Source organism: Bordetella petrii (genome assembly GCF_000067205.1).
Classification (GTDB): domain Bacteria; phylum Pseudomonadota; class Gammaproteobacteria; order Burkholderiales; family Burkholderiaceae_B; genus Bordetella_A; species Bordetella_A petrii.
Genome location: NC_010170.1, coordinates 1,136,577 through 1,155,717 on the forward strand (window position 1 = coordinate 1,136,577; position 19,141 = coordinate 1,155,717).

21 protein-coding genes are annotated in these 19,141 nt (G+C 66.0%); 18 read left to right on the forward strand and 3 right to left on the reverse strand.

Going from position 1 to position 19,141, the window contains the following annotated elements; translation table 11 throughout:
* The first annotated feature begins 4 nt into the window (after positions 1-4).
* From traD to BPET_RS05525, 18 genes are all read left to right on the forward strand, one after another.
* Positions 5-2,194 (forward strand): type IV conjugative transfer system coupling protein TraD, encoded by a 2,190-nt coding sequence (traD, locus tag BPET_RS05440; protein ID WP_012248076.1) that lies wholly within the window; start codon positions 5-7, stop codon positions 2,192-2,194.
* Positions 2,191-2,940, forward strand: coding sequence for a TIGR03747 family integrating conjugative element membrane protein (locus BPET_RS05445; protein ID WP_012248077.1), 750 nt, complete (start codon positions 2,191-2,193; stop codon positions 2,938-2,940). Before traD ends, BPET_RS05445 begins: the two co-directional genes overlap by 4 nt.
* Before the next feature lie 98 nt (positions 2,941-3,038).
* Positions 3,039-3,422 (forward strand): integrative conjugative element protein, RAQPRD family, encoded by a 384-nt coding sequence (locus tag BPET_RS05450; RefSeq protein ID WP_012248078.1) that lies wholly within the window; start codon positions 3,039-3,041, stop codon positions 3,420-3,422.
* Positions 3,419-3,652 (forward strand): TIGR03758 family integrating conjugative element protein, encoded by a 234-nt coding sequence (locus BPET_RS05455; protein WP_012248079.1) that lies wholly within the window; start codon positions 3,419-3,421, stop codon positions 3,650-3,652. Before BPET_RS05450 ends, BPET_RS05455 begins: the two co-directional genes overlap by 4 nt.
* Before the next feature lie 16 nt (positions 3,653-3,668).
* Positions 3,669-4,028 carry a TIGR03745 family integrating conjugative element membrane protein gene (locus tag BPET_RS05460; RefSeq protein WP_012248080.1) on the forward strand — a complete coding sequence of 120 codons (360 nt, stop codon included), beginning with the start codon at positions 3,669-3,671 and terminating at the stop codon, positions 4,026-4,028.
* 12 nt (positions 4,029-4,040) lie between these two features.
* Positions 4,041-4,451 carry a TIGR03750 family conjugal transfer protein gene (locus tag BPET_RS05465; protein WP_012248081.1) on the forward strand — a complete coding sequence of 137 codons (411 nt, stop codon included), beginning with the start codon at positions 4,041-4,043 and terminating at the stop codon, positions 4,449-4,451.
* Positions 4,448-5,140 carry a PFL_4703 family integrating conjugative element protein gene (locus BPET_RS05470; RefSeq protein ID WP_012248082.1) on the forward strand — a complete coding sequence of 231 codons (693 nt, stop codon included), beginning with the start codon at positions 4,448-4,450 and terminating at the stop codon, positions 5,138-5,140. The genes BPET_RS05465 and BPET_RS05470 overlap by 4 nt, the downstream gene beginning before the upstream one ends.
* Positions 5,137-6,054, forward strand: coding sequence for a TIGR03749 family integrating conjugative element protein (locus tag BPET_RS05475; RefSeq protein WP_012248083.1), 918 nt, complete (start codon positions 5,137-5,139; stop codon positions 6,052-6,054). Before BPET_RS05470 ends, BPET_RS05475 begins: the two co-directional genes overlap by 4 nt.
* Positions 6,044-7,462 carry a TIGR03752 family integrating conjugative element protein gene (locus tag BPET_RS05480; protein WP_012248084.1) on the forward strand — a complete coding sequence of 473 codons (1,419 nt, stop codon included), beginning with the start codon at positions 6,044-6,046 and terminating at the stop codon, positions 7,460-7,462. Before BPET_RS05475 ends, BPET_RS05480 begins: the two co-directional genes overlap by 11 nt.
* The gene (locus BPET_RS05485) at positions 7,443-7,892 is read left to right on the forward strand and encodes a TIGR03751 family conjugal transfer lipoprotein (RefSeq protein ID WP_012248085.1); all 450 of its coding nucleotides are present in this window, start codon (positions 7,443-7,445) and stop codon (positions 7,890-7,892) included. Before BPET_RS05480 ends, BPET_RS05485 begins: the two co-directional genes overlap by 20 nt.
* Positions 7,892-10,780, forward strand: coding sequence for a conjugative transfer ATPase (locus tag BPET_RS05490; protein WP_012248086.1), 2,889 nt, complete (start codon positions 7,892-7,894; stop codon positions 10,778-10,780). Before BPET_RS05485 ends, BPET_RS05490 begins: the two co-directional genes overlap by 1 nt.
* A gap of 13 nt (positions 10,781-10,793) precedes the next feature.
* On the forward strand, positions 10,794-11,558 hold the full coding sequence (locus BPET_RS05495) for a DsbA family protein (RefSeq protein WP_012248087.1): 765 nt from the start codon (positions 10,794-10,796) through the stop codon (positions 11,556-11,558).
* Between the two features lie 174 nt (positions 11,559-11,732).
* Complete coding sequence (radC, locus tag BPET_RS05500; RefSeq protein WP_012248088.1) at positions 11,733-12,227, forward strand: RadC family protein; 495 nt, start codon at positions 11,733-11,735, stop codon at positions 12,225-12,227.
* A gap of 163 nt (positions 12,228-12,390) precedes the next feature.
* The gene (locus tag BPET_RS05505; protein WP_012248089.1) at positions 12,391-12,837 is read left to right on the forward strand and encodes a TIGR03757 family integrating conjugative element protein; all 447 of its coding nucleotides are present in this window, start codon (positions 12,391-12,393) and stop codon (positions 12,835-12,837) included.
* On the forward strand, positions 12,834-13,781 hold the full coding sequence (locus tag BPET_RS05510; protein ID WP_041862733.1) for a TIGR03756 family integrating conjugative element protein: 948 nt from the start codon (positions 12,834-12,836) through the stop codon (positions 13,779-13,781). The genes BPET_RS05505 and BPET_RS05510 overlap by 4 nt, the downstream gene beginning before the upstream one ends.
* Positions 13,782-13,790: 9 nt before the next feature.
* Positions 13,791-15,185: an integrating conjugative element protein gene (locus tag BPET_RS05515; RefSeq protein WP_012248091.1), complete on the forward strand. Its 1,395-nt coding sequence runs from the start codon at positions 13,791-13,793 to the stop codon at positions 15,183-15,185.
* Complete coding sequence (locus tag BPET_RS05520) at positions 15,182-15,541, forward strand: hypothetical protein (protein WP_012248092.1); 360 nt, start codon at positions 15,182-15,184, stop codon at positions 15,539-15,541. The genes BPET_RS05515 and BPET_RS05520 overlap by 4 nt, the downstream gene beginning before the upstream one ends.
* 13 nt (positions 15,542-15,554) lie before the next feature.
* A complete protein-coding gene (locus BPET_RS05525; protein WP_012248093.1) occupies positions 15,555-17,102 on the forward strand; it encodes a conjugal transfer protein TraG N-terminal domain-containing protein in 1,548 nt (515 codons plus the stop codon).
* A gap of 27 nt (positions 17,103-17,129) precedes the next feature.
* On the opposite strand, the gene BPET_RS05530 is transcribed toward BPET_RS05525, so the two are convergent.
* The 3 genes from BPET_RS05530 to BPET_RS05540 form a co-directional block, all read right to left on the reverse strand.
* Positions 17,130-17,495: a DUF3742 family protein gene (locus tag BPET_RS05530; RefSeq protein ID WP_012248094.1), complete on the reverse strand. Its 366-nt coding sequence runs from the start codon at positions 17,493-17,495 to the stop codon at positions 17,130-17,132.
* A gap of 81 nt (positions 17,496-17,576) precedes the next feature.
* Positions 17,577-18,209, reverse strand: a complete 633-nt coding sequence (locus BPET_RS05535) for an RES family NAD+ phosphorylase (protein WP_012248095.1) — start codon at positions 18,207-18,209, stop codon at positions 17,577-17,579.
* A 12-nt stretch (positions 18,210-18,221) separates the two neighbouring features.
* Positions 18,222-18,848, reverse strand: a complete 627-nt coding sequence (locus BPET_RS05540) for an integrase (protein WP_012248096.1) — start codon at positions 18,846-18,848, stop codon at positions 18,222-18,224.
* Positions 18,849-19,141: the final 293 nt, after the last annotated feature.

The following is a 19,141-nucleotide window of genomic DNA, read 5'->3' on the forward strand; positions in this document are numbered from 1 at the left end:
AGCCATGTCGGGGAAACAGCCGGTCGAGGTTCTGCTACGCCCAGCGGTGGAGCTATACACCGTCGCGGCGTGTGCAGGCGCCGCGTTTCTGTGCCTGGTGGCCCCATGGTCTCTCGCGCTGAGCCCGTCGATGGGTGTCGGCAGCGCGCTGGCTTTCGGCGCCTACGGCGCGATCCGCTACCGCGATGCCCGCGTCATCCTGCGCTACCGGCGCAACATCCGCCGCCTGCCGCGCTACGTGATGACGAGCAAGGACGTGCCGGTCAGCCAGCAGCGGCTGTTCGTGGGGCGCGGGTTCCTGTGGGAGCAGAAGCACACCCATAGGCTGATGCAGACGTATCGGCCGGAGTTCCGCCGCTACGTCGAGCCGACGCCGGCCTACCGGCTGGCCAGGCGCCTGGAGGAACGGCTGGAATTCGCACCGTTCCCGCTGTCCCGGTTGCCCGCGCTCACGGGCTGGGACGTACCCATCAATCCGGTGCGGCCGCTGCCGCCCGTGGGAGGCCTGCCGCGCCTGCATGGCATCGAGCCCGACGAGGTGGATGTCAGCCTGCCGCTGGGCGAGCGCGTCGGGCATTCGCTGGTGCTGGGCACCACGCGCGTGGGCAAGACGCGGTTGGCCGAATTGTTCGTCACCCAGGACATCCGCCGCAAGAACCCCGCGGGCGAGCACGAGGTCGTGATCGTCATCGACCCCAAGGGGGATGCCGATCTTTTGAAGCGGATGTACGTCGAGGCCCAGCGCGCGGGCCGCGAAGGCGAGTTCTACATCTTCCACCTGGGCTGGCCGGAAATCAGCGCCCGCTACAACGCCGTGGGCCGCTTCGGCCGGATCTCGGAAGTGGCGACGCGCATAGCGGGGCAGCTCTCCGGCGAAGGCAACAGCGCAGCTTTCAGGGAGTTCGCGTGGCGGTTCGTCAACATCATCGCGCGCGCCTTGGTGGAACTGGGGCAGCGTCCGGACTACATGCTGATCCAGCGCCACGTCATCAACATCGACGCGCTGTTCATCGAGTACGCCCAGCACTATTTCGCCAAGACGGAGCCCAAGGCCTGGGAGGTGATCGTCCAGATCGAGGCCAAGCTCAACGAGAAGAACATTCCGCGCAACATGATCGGGCGCGAGAAGCGCGTGGTGGCGCTGGAGCAGTACCTCTCGCAGGCGCGCAATTACGACCCCGTGCTCGACGGCCTGCGCTCGGCGGTCCGCTACGACAAGACCTACTTCGACAAGATCGTCGCATCGTTGCTGCCGCTGCTGGAGAAGCTCACGAGCGGCAAGATCGCTCAGTTGTTGGCCCCGAACTATTCGGATCTCAACGATCCCAGGCCGATCTTCGATTGGATGCAAGTGATCAGGAAGCGCGCCGTGGTCTATGTGGGCCTGGATGCGCTGTCCGATGCCGAGGTCGCCGCAGCGGTCGGCAACTCGATGTTCAGCGATCTCGTCTCGGTGGCTGGGCACATCTACAAGCACGGAATCGACGACGGCCTGCCGGGCGCATCGGCTGGGGCTCGCGTGCCGATCAACGTGCACGCAGATGAGTTCAACGAACTCATGGGCGACGAGTTTATTCCGCTCATCAACAAGGGCGGCGGCGCAGATGTCCGGGTCACGGCCTACACCCAGACGCTTTCCGACATTGAAGCGCGTATCGGCAACCGGGCCAAAGCCGGTCAGGTGATCGGAAATTTCAACAACCTGTTCATGCTCAGGGTCAGGGAGACCGCCACGGCCGAACTGCTGACCCGGCAGTTGCCGAAGGTTGAGGTCTATACGACCACCATCGTCTCGGGTGCCACTGACAGCTCGGACATCCGTGGGGCGACGGATTTCACGTCGAACACGCAGGACCGGATCAGCAGCACCAGCGTACCGATGATCGAGCCGTCGCACGTCGTGGGCCTCCCCAAAGGCCAATGCTTCGCGCTGCTGCAGGGCGGCCAGCTTTGGAAGGTGCGCATGCCGCTGCCGGCGCCGGACCCCGATGAAGTGATGCCGGCGGACTTGCGGCAACTGGCCGGATACATGCGCCAGAGCTACAGCGAGGCCACGCAATGGTGGGAGTTCACCAGTTCCGCGGCCTTGCCGCATGCCGCCTTGCCCGACGACCTGCTGGATGACGCCGCTCCGGCCGAGCCTGACGCGGTGGCCACCGGCGCCGACGACAGCACCGGCGAGGCCTCGCCATGAAGGACGCCGCCTCGACTGCGCAGCGGGAGCAGAACCAGCGCCAGGGGCTGATCGTCGGCACCATCACCTTGCCGTTCCGGCTGCTCGGGGTGCTGATCGGCTCGCTGCTGTTCTCGATCGTGGTGGAGTGCGTGGGCATGCACCTGTTCTGGAAGGACCAGGGTTGGCGGCACTCCCAGCAGATGCTGCAGTACGAACTCGGGCACCTGTCGAACCACTTCACGCGCAGCGTGGTCGTGCAGGAGCCGGGGCGCACGGCGCACGAACTGGTGGATACCGGCTACGAATGGGTGTTCGTGCGCTCGGGGTTGCTGGAGCGCATGAGCCGGACCGCCGAGCGTGCCCGTGCGCCCAGCCATGGGCAGACGCGCAACTTCCGCTACTACATCAGCCAGGCCTATGTCTGGACCGAGAGCTACCTGATCGCCGCGGCCTTTACGACGCTCACGTTCCTCGTGCGCCTGCTGGTGCTGGTGCTCACGCTGCCGCTGATCTTCACGGCGGCATTCGTTGGGCTGATCGACGGCCTGGTGCGGCGGGACGTGCGCCGGTTCGGTGCGGGCCGCGAATCCGGCTTCGTGTACCACCGCGCGAAAGCATCGTTGATGCCGCTGGCCGTGCTGCCCTGGATCACGTATTTGGCGCTGCCGATTTCGGTACACCCGCTGGTCATCCTGCTGCCGAGCGCCGCCTTGCTGGGACTGGCCGTCAGCCTGACTGCCGGCAGCTTCAAGAAGTACCTCTAGGCCATCAATCCGGTCGCTTCCGGGTTCCTATTGTTTGCGGCCTGAAACAGCCCTGATCTCCACGATCAACCCATTGCTGATCACACAGGAATGGCGCGATGGTGGCTTCGATCTGGCTGCGCGCCGCGCATCGCGGCGTGCCCACTTTTCTCGTGACGGCCCTCGTGCTGGGCCAGTCCCCGATGGCGTTGGCCGAATCCCCGGCGCAGCGCCAGGAACTGGTCGCCGCGCTGCGCCAGCTCGACGCGCTGGAGCGCACCGTCGCGGACAGCGCCGCGCATACCCCCATCACGCCTGGCGAGCGCTACCACTTCGACTACCCGAGGCTGTTGGCTGACCTGGCGCGCGTGCGCGCCGGCATCCAGGCCCATCTCACTCCGTCGCGTGCCCAGCCACGCGACCCCTCCGAACTTGCCAGCGACTACCGCACCGAGCGGACCGCTTCGCCACCGCCGAAGACGACTGCGGAGGGCAAGCAATGAACGGCGCCCAGGTCTCGGCATTTCAAGCCAACAGCGGCATCGCGCCTTCGGCGATGGCGACCGTCCTGGTCGGCGCCGTGTTCGCGGTGCTGCTCGTGTGGGGCGTCTGGGCCATCCGAACGGCCTACGTGGGGTGGGCCGAGAGCCGCCTCAACCAACGGCAGTTCCTCGGCGTCTGCATCCGCTTCATCGCGATGTACCTCGTCCTGACCTTCTTCCTCCTGTCCTGACCTGAAAGGCCTGACCATGCAAAACCGCATCCTCACTTCCCGTCTTGCCCAGCGCGCCGCCGTGGCCCTGGGCGCCGCCGCGCTGCCGGCGCTGTCGTTCGCACAAGGTCTGCCGCAGTTGGAGAACCCGACGCGCGGCACCGGCAACGGCATCATGGAGACCATCCGCAACTACGGCTACGACATCATCATGCTCGTGGCCCTGCTGGTGGTGGCGTCGATGTTCATCGGCGTCTGCTACCACGCCTATGGCACCTACGCGGAAATCCACACCGGCCGCAAGACGTGGGGCCAGTTCGGCCTCACGGTCGCCATCGGCGCCGTCCTGCTCGTGATCGGCATCTGGCTGCTCACCGAAGCCACCGGCATCCTGTAAGGCGAGGCCGGTATGTCCGAGCAGCAGCACGTCCGTGCGGACGGGACCGTGACGTTCCTTCCGCATCGGCTCAACCGCCACCCCGTTGTCGTGCGCGGCCTCACCGCCGACGAGCTGTGGATCTGCTGCGGCTTGTCCGGTGCGGCCGGCCTGCTGGTCGGCGCACCGCTGTCCTGGGTGTTCCGCACGATCGCCATCGCGCCGACGTTCGTCGTCCTGGGCGTAGCCCTGGGCGTCTTCATCGGCGGCGGCATCCTGCGCCGCCTCAAGCGCGGGCGCCCCGACACCTGGCTGTATCGGCAACTGCAATGGCGCATCGCTACGCGCTATCCGTTGATGGCGGGCTGGGTGGGCGGCCACGTTCTGATCTCGCGCTCAGGCTTCTGGACCACCCGACGGTCTGCATCAAGGGGAGCACGATGAGCCGCTTCAAGAACGAGATCGCCCACCTGCAGGCGCACATCAAGACGCTTCGCCTGGGTGCCGGTGCCCTGGTCATCGTCGCCCTGGTCATGGGCGGCGGCTGGTGGAGTGCGCCGCGCGACCTGACCATCCACGTCCCGCCCGACCTGCGCTCCGGCAGTACCCGCAAGTGGTGGGAGGTGCCACCCGAATCGGTCTATGCGTTCACGTTCTACGTGTTTCAAACCCTCAATCGCTGGCCGACGAATGGCGAAGAGGACTACGCGCGCAATCTCCACACGCTCTCGCCGTACCTCACGCCGTCCTGCCAGGCCTTCCTGCGTGCGGACTACGACTACCGCCGCAGCACGGGCGAGCTGCGGCAGCGCGTTCGCGGCATCTACGAAATCCCCGGTCGCGGCTACGGCGATGACCCTACGGCGCGCGTGCGCACCGTGTCCGATCGCGACTGGGTGGTGACGCTGGACATCACCGCCGACGAGTACTACGGAGCAGAACAAGTCAAGCGCGCCCTGGTGCGCTACCCCGTGAAAGTCACCAAGGTGGACATCGACCCCGCGCGCAATCCGTTCGGCCTGGCGCTCGACTGCTACGAGGGCACGCCCCAGCGCATCAGTGCCCCGGAACCGACGCGCCCGGCATCAGGCGGCCTGTCTCCGCAAGCGCCTCAAGGAGGAAACACCCCATGAAGCATCCTGTACTCGCGCTGCTGGGGCTGCTGGCCGTGGCCGCGGCACCCGTCGCCCATGCCGTGGAGATCCTGCGCTGGGAACGCATGCCACTGGCGGTGCCTTTGAGGGTCGGCCAGGAGCGCATCGTGTTCATCGACCGCAATGTGCGCGTCGGCGTGCCCGCAGGCGTGGGTGAGCGTCTGCGCGTGCAGAGCGCGGGCGGCGCGGTGTATCTGCGCGCCAGCGAGCCGATCGAGCCCACGCGACTGCAATTGCAGGACGCCGACACGGGCGCACTGATCCTACTGGACATCGCCGCCGAGCCGGCCAAGGACGGCGAGCCTGCGCTGGAGCCCGTGCGCATTGTCGAGGGTGATGCCACTCCCGCGCGCTACGGCGAGCAACGGGCCGATGGCGACGAAGCCGTGACACCCACCAACGGCCAGGCGAACGTGAGGGGAAGCCGGCGCGAAATCCCCATCCCCGTGGTGCTGACGCGCTTCGCCGCGCAGAACCTCTACGCACCGCTGCGCACCGTGGAATCCCTGCCGGGCGTCATGCGGGTCAACCTGCGCAGTGGCCTGGACCTCCGCACGCTGATGCCGACGCTGCCGGTGAGTGCTACCGCGCTCGCCTCGTGGCGCCTGGAAGACCAGTGGGTGACGGCCGTGCGCCTCACCAACACCAGCGCAGGCTGGGTCACGCTTGATCCGCGTGTGCTGCAAGGCGATTTCCTCGCCGCGACCTTCCAGCACGAGGCGCTGGGTCCGCGCGGAACGCCAGAGGACACGACCGTCCTGTACCTGGTGACGCGCGGGCGCGGCCTGGCGCAGTCGCTGCTGCCGGCCATTCATCGCTTCGATCCAGCCGTGCATCTGCCGCAGCCAGAAGCCGAAGCCACCGAAAGCAAGGAGGCCGACCATGCGCAGTAACGGCCTGCTCAAGTGGCTGATGATCCCGGTCGCGCTGCTGGTGCTGTTCGTCGGCATCCGGCTGTTCTCGGGCGGCAGCACGTCGGCGCCGCCCGCTGGCGATGCCGGCGCCCAGCTCACGCCCGAAGAAATGAAAGCGCTGGGCATCGAGGGCGATACCCCGCGCGACACCGTGGCGACGCTGGTGGCGCAGGTGAAGCAGTTTCGCACCGAGCTTCAGACGGCGCTCTCGGACAACAAGTCCCAGCGTGAGGAAAACCAGCGACTGCGTCAGCGCGAGAACTCGATCGACCAGCGCATCAATTCGGCCCTCGAATCCGAGCGGTCCAACCTGCGCCGCGACCAGGAACAGGCGGCCAGCGCGCGCCAGCAGACCGAAGGGCTGCTCGCCGACCTGCAGCGGCGCCTGGACAGCATCGGCGGGCGCGGCGGCGGCCATGCGGACCTGCCGGTGGGCCTGGGGCTGCAGGGCGGCGACGAGGCCGGGATGGAGGGCGGCGTGCGGTGGGTGGAGCCAGACGACGCGAAGCCCGCCGAGGGGCGCAACGGCGGTCGCGGCACGAGCGGCGGCATGAGCTTTCCCACGAGCTTCGGCCCGGCGCAAAGCACGCTGGAAACCACGGCGGAAAGCGTGGCGAACGCGGGCGCACGCGCCGAAGGCGTCAAGAGCGCGAAGCCCGTCTATACGGTGCCGACCAACTCCACGCTCATGGGCTCGGTCGCGATGACCGCGCTGATCGGGCGTGTGCCGATCGACGGCACGGTGAACGATCCCTATCCGTTCAAAGTCCTGGTCGGGCCGGACAACCTGACCGCCAATGGCATCGACATTCCCGACGTGGCCGGCGCCGTGTTCAGCGGCACCGCATCGGGCGACTGGACGCTTTCTTGCGTGCGCGGCCAGGTGCGCAGCATCACGTTCGTCTTCAACGACGGCACGATTCGCACGATCCCCGAAGACCGCGAGGGCAACCAGCAGAACAACCAGCAGCGCGACGGGCTGGGCTGGATCAGCGATCCGCATGGCATCCCCTGCGTCAGCGGCGAGCGGCGCAGCAACGCCCAGCAATACCTCGGCTCGCAGGCCCTGATCACCGCGGCCGGCGCCGGCGTGGCCTCGCTCATTGAGAGCGACAGCGGTCGCATGTCCTATGTCGGCTCGGACGGCTCCATCGGCACCGTGGGCATCACCGGCCAGGAAGCGGTCGGCCAGATTCTCGCGGGCGGTGTCCGGGACATGTCGGCCTGGGTCAACAAGTTGTACGGCCAGGCGTTCGCCGCCGTCTATGTACAGCCAGGCGCCAAGGTCGCCGTTCACCTCGAAAAGCCGCTCGCCATCGACTTCGATCCCGAAGGCCGCAAGGTCGATCACCGCGCAGGAGAAAGCCATGCCCTCGAACTTGACTGACTTGTCCCGTGGCTTGGCGCTGGTCCTCACCATCGCCGTGCTCGCCGGTTGCGCCACCAGCAAGGAAAAGCTGCTGCCCCACGGCGACAACACGATGATGGACGTCTGGCAGCAGAACGCCGGTGACGGCGGTGGTGGCGCCGGCCAGGTGGCGCGCCGCCAGTTGCTCGATGCGCGCCAGAGCCTGCGCCGGCCCCTGACCGAAACCGACGTGCAGGCGGCGCCCGGCGAGCAGATGCGCTACACGCGCACGGCGCGCAATGAGGTCCATCGTCAGTTCCAGCGCCTCCCGAACCCCGATCTCGTCATGTACGTGTACCCGCACCTGGCAGGCACGGACCCGGTTCCGGTGCCGGGCTACACGACGGTCTTCCCGCTGTACCAGCGCGTGCAGTACGCCATGCCGGGTGAGCGCGTGGAGGACTACTGATGCGGTGGAAACTTCCCTGGGCGAAGCCGGCCGCACCGACGCTGGCCGCATCCGGCGGTGGTGATGACGAGCAGCCGGACGGCTGGCAGCGCCACGTCGAGGCCTTGCACCAGGCCGGCATCCCCGAACCCGGCGCCGCGGTCCAGGACCGCAGGCCGGCGACCGTGGCCGACGAGCAGGTGCTCTACGACGTCGCCCCGTCCTTCGTGGAACTGCTGCCCTGGGTGGAGTTCCTGCCCGAGTCGAAGACCATGCTGCTGGAGGACGGTCAGTCCGTGGCCGCCTTCTACGAACTGGTGCCGCTGGGCACCGAAGGCCGGGAACCCGGCTGGCTTGCGCATGCCCGCGATGCCTTGGAGAACGCGCTCCAGGACTCCTTCGATGAGCTGGACGAGAACCCGTGGGTGCTCCAACTCTACGCCCAGGACGAACCGAGCTTCGACCAGTACATGCAGACGCTGCGCGACTATGTGCAGCCACGTGCGCGCGGCACGGCATTCACCGAGTTCTACCTGCGCTTCTTCGGCCACCACCTGCGCGCGGTGGCCAAGCCCGGCGGCCTGTTCGAGGACACGGTGGTCACGCGGCTGCGCTGGCGCGGCCAGACGCGGCGCGTGCGCATGGTGGTGTATCGCCGCGCGAGCGGACAGGGACAGGCAAATCGCCGCGGGCAGACGCCCGAGCAGATGCTGGGCATCGTCTGCGACCGCCTGTGCGGCGGCCTGGCGAACGCCGGCATCCAGGCACGGCGTATGGTCGCGGCCGACGTCCACGACTGGCTCCTGCGGTGGTTCAACCCGCATCCCACGCTGCTCGGGCCTGACGCTGAGGATCGCGAGCGCTTTTACTCGTTGGCGCACTACCCCGAAGAGACCGAGGCCGGCGAGATCGAGCTGGCGAGCGGGCGGGATTTCAGCCAGCGGCTGTTCTTCGGTCAGCCACGCTCGGACGTGGCGCAAGGGGCCTGGTACTTCGATGGCATGCCGCATCGCGTGCTGATCACCGACCGGCTGCGCATGCCGCCCGGCACCGGGCACCTGACCGGCGAGACCCGCAAGGGCGATGCGATCAACACGCTGTTCGACCAGATGCCCGAAGACACGGTGATGTGCCTGACGATGGTCGCCACGCCACAGGATGTCCTCGAATCGGACCTCAACCACCTGGCGAAAAAAGCCGTGGGCGAGACGCTGGCGTCGGAGCAGACGCTCAAGGATGTGCATGAGGCGCGCGCGCTGATCGGCAGCGCGCACAAGCTCTACCGGGGCACGTTGGCGTTCTACCTGCGCGGTCGCGACGAGGCGGAGCTGGACCGGCGCGGGCTGGATCTCGCGAACGTGATGCTCAACGCCGGCCTGCAGCCGGTGCGCGAGGACGACGAGGTAGCGCCGCTCAACAGCTATCTGCGCTGGCTGCCGTGCTGCTACAACCCCGGCAAGGATCGGCGCCGCTGGTACACGCAACTGATGTTCGCGCAGCACGCCGCCAATCTCTCGCCGGTATGGGGACGCGCCCAGGGCACGGGCCACCCCGGCATCACGATGTTCAATCGCGGAGGTGGCCCGATTACGTTTGACCCCTTGAACAGGTTGGATCGGCAGATGAATGCCCATCTGTTCCTGTTCGGCCCCACCGGCTCGGGCAAGTCCGCCACGCTCAACAACCTGCTGAACCAGGTCACGGCCATCTACCGGCCGCGGCTTTTCATCGTGGAGGCTGGAAATTCGTTCGGGCTTTTCAGCGACTTCGCCAGGCGCCTGGGGCTGACCGTGAACCGGGTCAAGCTGGCCCCGGGCTCGGGCATCAGTCTGGCGCCGTTCGCCGACGCACGACGGCTGATCGAAACGCCCAGCGACGTGCAGACGCTCGATGCCGATGCACTGGACGAAGACCTGCCACCGGATGCCTCGGCCATGGAGGCGGACGAGCAGCGCGACGTGCTGGGCGAGCTGGAGATCACGGCACGGCTGATGATCACGGGCGGCGAGGACAAGGAAGAAGCGCGGATGACGCGGGCCGACCGCTCGCTGATCCGCCAGTGCATCCTCGATGCGGCTGAACACTGCGTGGCCGAGAAGCGCACCGTGCTCACGCGCGATGTGCGCAATGCGCTGCGCACCCGCGGCCAAGACCCGACGTTGCCCGAGATGCGGCGCGTGCGGCTGCTTGAGATGGCGGATGCGATGGACATGTTCTGCCAAGGCACGGACGGCGAGATGTTCGACCGCGATGGCACGCCGTGGCCCGAAGCCGACATCACGCTGGTGGATCTCGCGACCTATGCCCGCGAGGGCTACAACGCGCAGCTCTCCATCGCTTACATCTCGCTGATCAGCACCGTCAACAACATCGCTGAGCGCGACCAGTACCTGGGTCGTCCGATCATCAACGTGACCGACGAAGGCCACATCATCACCAAGAACCCGTTGCTCGCACCCTACGTGGTCAAAATCACAAAAATGTGGCGCAAGCTAGGGGCCTGGTACTGGCTAGCTACACAAAATATCGACGATCTGCCGCGTGCCGCGGAGCCCATGCTCAACATGATTGAGTGGTGGTTGTGCCTGTCGATGCCACCGGACGAAGTGGAAAAGATCGCTCGGTTCCGCGAACTCTCGCCGGCGCAGAAGGCGCTGATGCTGTCGGCACGCAAAGAAGCAGGCAAGTTCACCGAAGGCGTGATCCTGTCGAAGTCGATGGAAGTGCTGTTCCGCGCCGTGCCGCCGAGCCTTTACCTCGCGCTTGCGCAGACCGAACCCGAAGAGAAGGCCGAGCGCTACCAGCTCATGCAGCAATACGGCTGCACCGAACTGGAAGCGGCCTTCAAGGTGGCCGAGAAGATCGACCAGGCACGCGGCATCGAGTCGCCCGCCTTGGAACTGTCGTAAGCCGGAGAACGCCATGGAACAGAAACGTCCTTCCATCCCGATGCAGGTGCAGGCGTTCCGCCGTCGGCGCGGGCGGGCCCGCTGGCCATGGGCGTTAGGTGCAGTGCTGGTTGCGCTGCTGCTGATCTGGCTCGTGTCCCGTTCGCCAGGCGAGTCCACGCCTCAAACCTCGGCGTCTGTCAGCGAGACGCAGGTGGCCGGGCCTCCGTGGCTGATGGGCAACCCGGAAGGGCGTTTCACGCTGACGCTCTACGCGGACCTCGAATGCCCGTTCTGCCGCTCCTATTTCCCAGTGCTCAAGCGTTGGGTGGCCGGCAATGCGGACGTGGCCTTGCAATGGCACCACCTACCGTTGGCCACGCATGAGCCTGCCGCGTCCGCCGAAGCGCGCTTGGCCGAATGCGCGGGCGAAGCCGGCGGTCATGTCGCCTTCTGGCAGGCCGTCGAGTGGGTCTATGCCCACACGCGCAGCGACGGTCAGGGCTTGTCCGAGGGCCTGCGCTACCCCGACCTGACGCCAGCCATCGAGCAGTGCATCGCGAGCGAGCAGCCCGATGCAGCGATTCGTACCCAAACTGTGGAAGCCACGAACAGCGGCGTGGCCGCCACGCCGTCGCTGCGGCTGCACGATCGCGAAACCGGCAAGGCAATTCTGCTTCAGGGTCCGATCGAGGGCGATGCCTTGCTGTCGGCCATGGACATGCTCGCGGCCGGCGATCCCGCCGCCACACCCACATCGAAAATGCCTGCCGACGTCGTCGGCGACATGCCCAGGTAGCCCCGGTCTTCAAGGCTACGGCGCAGTCCGCTGCGCTGACCGCAACCGTTCGCCTCGCATCCTGGTCGCGAACGATCACCGCTGCCGCGGTGGTGGATGCACCTTGTTCGTTCCCCAGGAGGGCTTGCCCTCCCAGGGCGCGTGCCCTCCGATCTCACCGTCTGGAGGTTCGCCATGTCTTTCGTCATCAATGACTCCTGCCTGGAGTCGCTTTCCACCATCGCTGCCCAACACGAGGACTGGATCATCCAGCAAGCCATCGTGCTGCTGGAGAGACGGGTCTTCAAAGCTGGGCCATGCCTCAGCCAACCGGCTGCTGTGCGGGACTACCTGCGCCTGAAGCTGGTCGCTGAGCCCAATGAGATATTCGCCGCTGTGTTCCTGGACAGCATGCACCAGGTACTGGCCTACGAGCCGTTGTTCAGGGGCACGATCAACTCGACTTCGGTCTATCCACGTGTCGTCGTACAGCGTGTGCTGGAGCTGAATGCCGCCGCGGTGGTCTTCGCCCACCAGCACCCATCGGGCATCTCCGAACCGTCGAGCGCGGATCGCATGCTGACCCAGCAACTGCAGGCCGCGCTGGCGCTCATCGATGTGCGGGTGCTGGACCACATCATCGTCGGCCAGGGTGCCCCGTTCTCCTTTGCGGAGTCCGGCCTGCTGTAAGGATTGCACTGCTTCGTTGATCGGCGCGGAGGCTTCGGCCTCCGCTTTTCTTCGCGGCGACACAAGCAGGTATGCGGGCAGTCCGCGATGCGCATTGTTTGTTGGGACCGCATGGCGTTCGGCGTTTGACTATGGCCCTTGACAACTCTCGGAGGCGCTCGACATGCCAGCATCTTCATCCAGGTTCGCATCGGGCTGGCGAACCCTTGGCCTGGCCGTTGCGCTGCCGGCTTCCCTGGCCGGGTTCAGCCCGGCCAGTTTCGCCGCCGATGTGGTGGTCATTACCGACAGCCGCCACCCGGTCAAAGCCATGGGTGGCGAGCGGCTGATCGAGTTGGATGAAGCGCACCGGATCGAAGCGGAGCTTTCTGCAGCACTGCCCGCCGATCCCGAACAGGCAACAGCCACGGTGAACCGCCGGCTGAGCCAGGGGGCTGCCGATCTCCAGCGTCGCATCGCCACTGCATACCAGGGCGTCGCCGACGCATGGAGCCTGGGCATCACCACCATTCCGGCTGTCGTGGTGGATCAGCGCTACGTGGTCTATGGCGAGCCTGACGTGGCCCGCGCCATCGCGCGCGTCGAGCTGCACCGGAGGGCCGAACCGTGATCCGCCCATTCGACCTTCTGCGCCGCATGCGGGCTGCCGTCGCTTCTGTACTGCTGCTCAGTGCCACGGGCAGCTATGCCCTGAACACGGCAACCATCGTAGGTTCAGTGGCTTCACCCGACTGTCTGGAATACCGGGTGGTGGGTATCTGCTACTGGCTCTACTGCACCTGGACCGGCTGCACGGTGCGCACGTCCGTCAAGGTCAGGCACTACATCCCCGATGCGGTGGTTTCGTCCTACTCGAACACCGGCGAGAACCCTTGGGTCGAAGTGCGCGCCATGAGCACGCCCAACCCTTCGGCACAGGCCGGTGGGGACGGCACCACCAATGAAGATCACGAAAACAATCTCGCGAAGTTCAAGAACGCGGACGTCATCGGCCACCCTGGCGTCGAGGTGTTCAACCAATTCGTCTCGTCGTCGGGCTACTTCTGCGAGGGCGCGGGCACGGCGTTCATGCCGTACTTGCTCAGCACCTTGGATACGCTGGCCTGGCGCTACAACGTGCCCGAGATGGCCTACCCGGAGGCATTGATCCCGGGCATGCGCGAGGTCGGTGCGCGCTCGACCCTGAACCTCTGGGGCAATGTCTATCCGCGCGGCGGTCTCCTGCACCAGATGGACGACCACAAGGCCGGCGCCGTGGTCGCGCAACGCGCCGGCGATGTCGTCACGCGCCGCGGGCAGATCCACGTCTATCAGCCGCTGCTGGCGAACTCGCGGCCCGGCTACTGGCCTGCCGGTGCCCTGATGGAAGGCGATGCCTCGACCGGCAAGTGGCAGGAACTCACGCCAGTCCTGTCCTCGTCCTGCACGGTCTTTCCGCGCAGCGGCTTCCTGACCCAGGCCCAGCAAGGCGACTACGCCTGGGCGCTGTGGCGGCCCTATGCCTGCTGCGAACGCCGTGGCCAGGTGTTCCTGGGTAGCGTCGATTTCCTCTGAGGTGCCACGATGAAGCGTCCCGAACCGATGAGCCTTTCTGCCAGGGCATGCCGCCTGTTGCGCCCGACACCGCTGGCTGGCGCGCTCGCCCTGGTCTGCAGCCTGGCATGGGCACAGGTTGGATACCAGAACAGCGGGCCCGTCATCGGCGATGACGTCATGTACTCGATCGGCGGCGGCAGCGCGGTGTCCATGGGTCGCGCGGCCGGCATGCGCTCCATCGGGGTCGGCGTGGGGTGGAACAGCAACCTGATCTGCGGCGACATGAGCATCCAGACCACGCTGCGCAATCAGCTCAACGGCATCACGAACGGCTTCCAGCAGATCATGAGCAACGTGATCCAGAGCGCCACCAGCGCGGTGGCGTCCCTGCCGGCGCTGATCATCCAGCGCGCCGACCCGGGTCTGTACAACCTGTTGACCAACGGCGTGCTGCAGGCGCGGCTGGACTTCGACCGCTCCAAGCTGACGTGCCGCGCGATGGCCGAGAAGATGGCCGAGACGGCGGGCGGCCAACTTGGCTGGAGCCAGATGGCGGAAGGCATGGCGCTGCGGGATGCGGTGGGAAGCAACGATGCCGTCTCGGCCGTCGAACAGGCCGAGACGCGCCGGGGCAACGACGGCGTGCCCTGGGTGGGCGGCAGCAATGCCGGTGGCGCAGGCCAGTCCGCCATCCGGGTGGTCGGCGACGTCACCCGCGCGGGATACAACCTCGTCAACGGTCGCGGCGTGACCGACACATCCTCCATCGCGTCCGCCAGTTGCGCGAGCCTGTCCTGCCAGACCTGGACGTCGCCGCAGCAGGCGACCGAATGGGCCACACGGGTTCTCGGGGAGCAGGTTCAGCGCACGTGCGACTCATGCACCAAGACCGAGACGGTGCCCGGCGTCGGGCTGACGCCGCTGATCCAGGAAGAGTACGAGGCGAAGCTGGAGGTCCTGCAGGAGCTAGTTTCCGGCACGCGCAATACCACCTTCGAGAACCTGCGCGACGCTGGCAGCACGTCGCTGCCGATCACGCGCGGTGTCATCGAAGCGCTGCGCGACGAACCGGACCAGGACCTTCTGGCGCGGCGCCTCGCGTCCGAGGTGGCGCTGTCGTCGGTGCTCGAAAAAGCGCTCCTGCTCCAGCGTACGCTACTTACGGGCAAGAAGGAGCCCAACGTCGCAGCCAACGAACTCGCGGTCGAGGCCGTGAACCACGAGAGCGACACGCTCGACCGGGAGATCCGCAACCTGAAGACGGAGCTGGAGCTTCGGCGCGAGCTGGCAAACAACTCACCGATGGCCATCATCCAGCGGCACGGCACGCGCGCAGCCGGTTCGCGCGGCATCTACGAGGGCGATCCGGTACCCGACCGCCTTGACCAGTTGCAGAAGGGCAATCCGGGAGGCCGGCCATGAGCGCGGAGCGCATGGCCTGGCGCCCCTTGCGCTGGCTCTTCAGCCGGCGCGCAGCGAAGGCGCTGCTGTGGACGGTCGTGATCGTCGCCGCTGCCGTGGGCGCCAACATCGCCGGCATCTACCTGGTCGGCAGCGTGGCCGGCTGGGAGCGGTGGCTCGCGGCCGCCGCAGGTTACTTCTTCGTGTGGCGGCTGTGTCTGTACGGGGCAACGGCCTACGGGTGGGTCTGGATGCGCCGCCGGCTGCTGGCCCGTGAGGACGACGCCCAGGCGCGGCGCCGTCTGGTGCGCACCGAGATCGCGGGCGTCGTCGCCATCGTGGCGCTGGAAGCCAGCCTGCTGATGCAGGCGGATTGAGGGGAGATGGGCCATGACGCTGTTCACGACCGACTACCTAGAGTACTACCTGACGCTCGTGTCCTGGATCGTCAACAACGGCATCTGGGCCGTGCTGGTGTCCAGTGGAGTATTCGCGTTGCCATTCGTGGCAATCATCGTGCAGGAATGGCTGAAGGCCCGCTCCGAAGGCGCTGACGAAGGCAACAAGGGTGTGCTCTCGGCTGCGCGCATCGAGAACCGGGTCTTCGTCGCCATCGTCGTGGTGATGTTCGCCGGCATCCCGTTCATCGACGTGGACCTCAACACCATTCAGTACGACAGTTCGCGCTCGGCGCAATGCCAAGTCAGCGTGCCGCAGCCTACGGAGACCGGCTGGTCGCAGTCCTTCAGCACCATCAACAACCAGTCGGCGAAGGTGCCGGTCTGGTGGGCTTTCATGCACGCGCTCTCGCGCGCCGTCACGAGCGCCTCGGTGGCGGCGATCCCGTGCGGCACGGACCTGCGGCAGATGCGCATGGAGATCGACGCCACGCGCATCGATGATCCTGTACTGGCTCAGGAAGTTGCGGATTTCTCGCGGGATTGCTATGGGGCTGCACGGGCGAAATTATTCATGCAGCGCCCTCAGCTCGATGAGCAGCAAATACACGACGTGACCTGGATCGGTTCGCGCTTCTTCACGGACACGAACGGCTATTACGACACGTACCGTTCCAGCACGCCGCGCGATGACTGGCCCTACGACAGCAACCGCGATGCAGGGCTGGCGCAGGTGGCAAGCGGCGGCGGCTACCCGACCTGCAGGCAATGGTGGGCCGACGGTAGCAATGGCCTGCGGGCGCGGCTTCTGGGCCAGGTGGACCCGAGCCTGCTCAATCGCCTGGCGGGCTGGGCTGGCTTCCTGAGCCGGGCCGAGGTGGACGATTCGGTGATCCGCGCGATCGCGTCACCGCGGCAGCAGAAGCTCAATCAGGGGTCGGTCTATACCGATTACGGCGGCCAGATCGAAATGACCGACCCGAACATTGTCACGCGAGCTGCGAGCGATGTTGGCCTGGCAATCGGATCACTGGGCTACTTCCCCGCCATGGACGCTGTGCGCCAGGCTCTACCGATGGTGTTGTCGTTGCTGAAGATGGCCCTGGTCATTTGCATCCCGCTGGTGCTCGTGGTCGGAACCTACGGCCTCAAGACGGTGATGACTGCATCGGTGGTCCAGTTCGCGCTGTTCTTCGTGGACTTCTGGTTCCAGTTGGCTCGCTGGATCGATAGCACGATCCTGGACGCACTCTACGGCTGGGGATGGGGGTGGAACCGGCCCCACTCGAACTTCGATCCCGTCATGGGGCTCAACAATGCCTTCGGCGATATGTTGCTGAACTTCGTGATGGCAACGATGTTCATCGTACTGCCCCTGTTCTGGGTGACTGCCTTGGGATGGGCCGGCTACGCTGTCGGCAATCTGTTGCAGGGCCTCACGATGGGGACCGCTGGTGCCAGGGCCGCAGGCGGTAAGGCCGGCGACCTTGCGTTCGGCAATGCCATGAAGTGGGCAACGACACCCGGGAAGAAGAAATAGCATGCCCTCTGTTGCAAGCGTTCAGGGCTAAGTGTTCTGGGGATCGTTGGGATCGTGCGGGTCGATCCGATGCTCATCTACGGTATAGAGACCGAACCCGAGATGACCATCCCGCCATTCCGGCTCAGGCGTCGCCAAATCATCGGTATCGTAACCATGGGCCACGAACACAAGAAACACCACCAATAAGGCGAGCCAGGAAGCAACGTAGAGCAGCACCCCCAGCACAGCCAGTTTGACTGCCCACACAAGCACGGTAGCACCGGCAGCCGGTACTCCCTTGGACACCAACCAGTTCGACGCCCACCGTTCGCCGCGCGCGTAGGCGCGCCATCCGCGGCCAAAGGTGCGGCCGAGGCGTTCTGCGGTTCTGATGCGGGTCGTGGTGTTCATGGTCGTCTCCTACTGAGGGATGCCTATTCCAGTTTGGTCCATTTCATTCTGTTTGGGGCTTCAATGTGTTCTCGTGCTGCTTCATGACGCTTCGTCATCCGGTTCCACCGGGCCGGGGTCAGGCTCCACGCCGACGCGATACGTGGCAACGAAGCGCGGCCAGTCCACATGGTCCACCAGGTCGATGTCATCGACAACGCCAACCTTTGCTGCCGCACGCTCGAACAGGGCGATGCTCTTGGCGGGATAGTTGTTGCGCGACGGATAGAGCACCCCGTCGAACAGCGGCTGGCCGTCGTCACCGAGCATCGCATGCACCTGGGCGGACACCTGCTGCGTGTGCGTGTAGTCGCGGCTCGCCAACTGCTCCAGATTCAGACCGAAGTAGCCCGCCATGACGCCCGGCGCCGTGAGGTCGGCCAGGAGCACGTCGTCCATCACGCCTACTGCGCGCACCATCCGGGCCTGGACTTCTTTCAGTGCGATCGAGCGTTGCGTGTCCTCAAGCCACTGGTGCTTGTGAAACACCGACTCCATCAGCGCCGTGGGCAGGTCGCGCCCCAGGTAGAGCACGCCGTAGGCCCGCGCCGGGTCATCGTAGCGATTCGTGCTGCTGCGACCATAGTACAGCGGGCTGCCCCGATAGACGACGCGGCTCACATGCTGGAGCAGTTCACCGGCATCGATCAGGAACGAAGGCAGCTCGTGGCTCATGGCGATCTCGCTTCAATGCACCTGGACGCCGAGCACGTTGAACACGGCTTCGGCCACGTCGTCGATCGTGCCATGCGTCACCGCATCCACCGGCGAGCGCCCACCCAAGTCTTCGAGCGGTTCGGACAGCGCACGGTAGATCGTCCAGGGGTCGATACCCTCGACCTCCTGAAGCACGGTTTGGGTCAACTGCTGCTTCACCGGGTCGAGCTGCCAGTCGGGCAGCTTCTGGCCACGCGGCCCCACGTTCAGCGCCAGCAGCCGACGGGCGAGGATGTCCTTGTAGATCTGCTGGCGCGACTTGTCCGCCAGCTTGGCGTACTCGGGGATCGCCAGATTGTGCGGCTGGTTGAAGGTTTCCAGCAACACCGCGCGGCCACGCTGGACGTCAGTTTCATTCGGAGCCCAGCGCGTGTCGGCGCGCAGCGCGGCCGTCTTGCGTGCCAGAGCCTCTCGCGCCGTCTCCGCTTCCAGGCTGGCGGGCAGCTTCACCGCCTCCACACGCTCGTGGACGAACGCCTGCAGCTCGGCCGCGAAAGCCGTGGCATCCCGGATTTCCACGGTATCGGCGAAGCGGCGCACATCTTCCACCGTGACGCGCGGCAGACGGTCGGCAATGAATTCAATGGCATTGGGCATGGTGATCTCCCAGGCAGGTTTGAGACAGGATTCACTCTAGTCTCCCTTGTCGCGTTTGTCAACTTTGTCGCCTTTGGACAAGCTACCCGGTAGAAGCGGCGTACACGCAGCATAGAACCGCGACCGGCACCGGCTCGCAGTCCAATCCATTCCGGCGAGTTCCCCATTGACGCTGGAGCCGCACCCCATGCCCCGCTATACCGAAGCAGTTAAAGGCCAAAGGGCCGAAACGGCAAGGGAATGGGGGAGCAAGGGGAAAGGCTCTATCCCCAAAAGGCAAAAAGGCCTCCCGT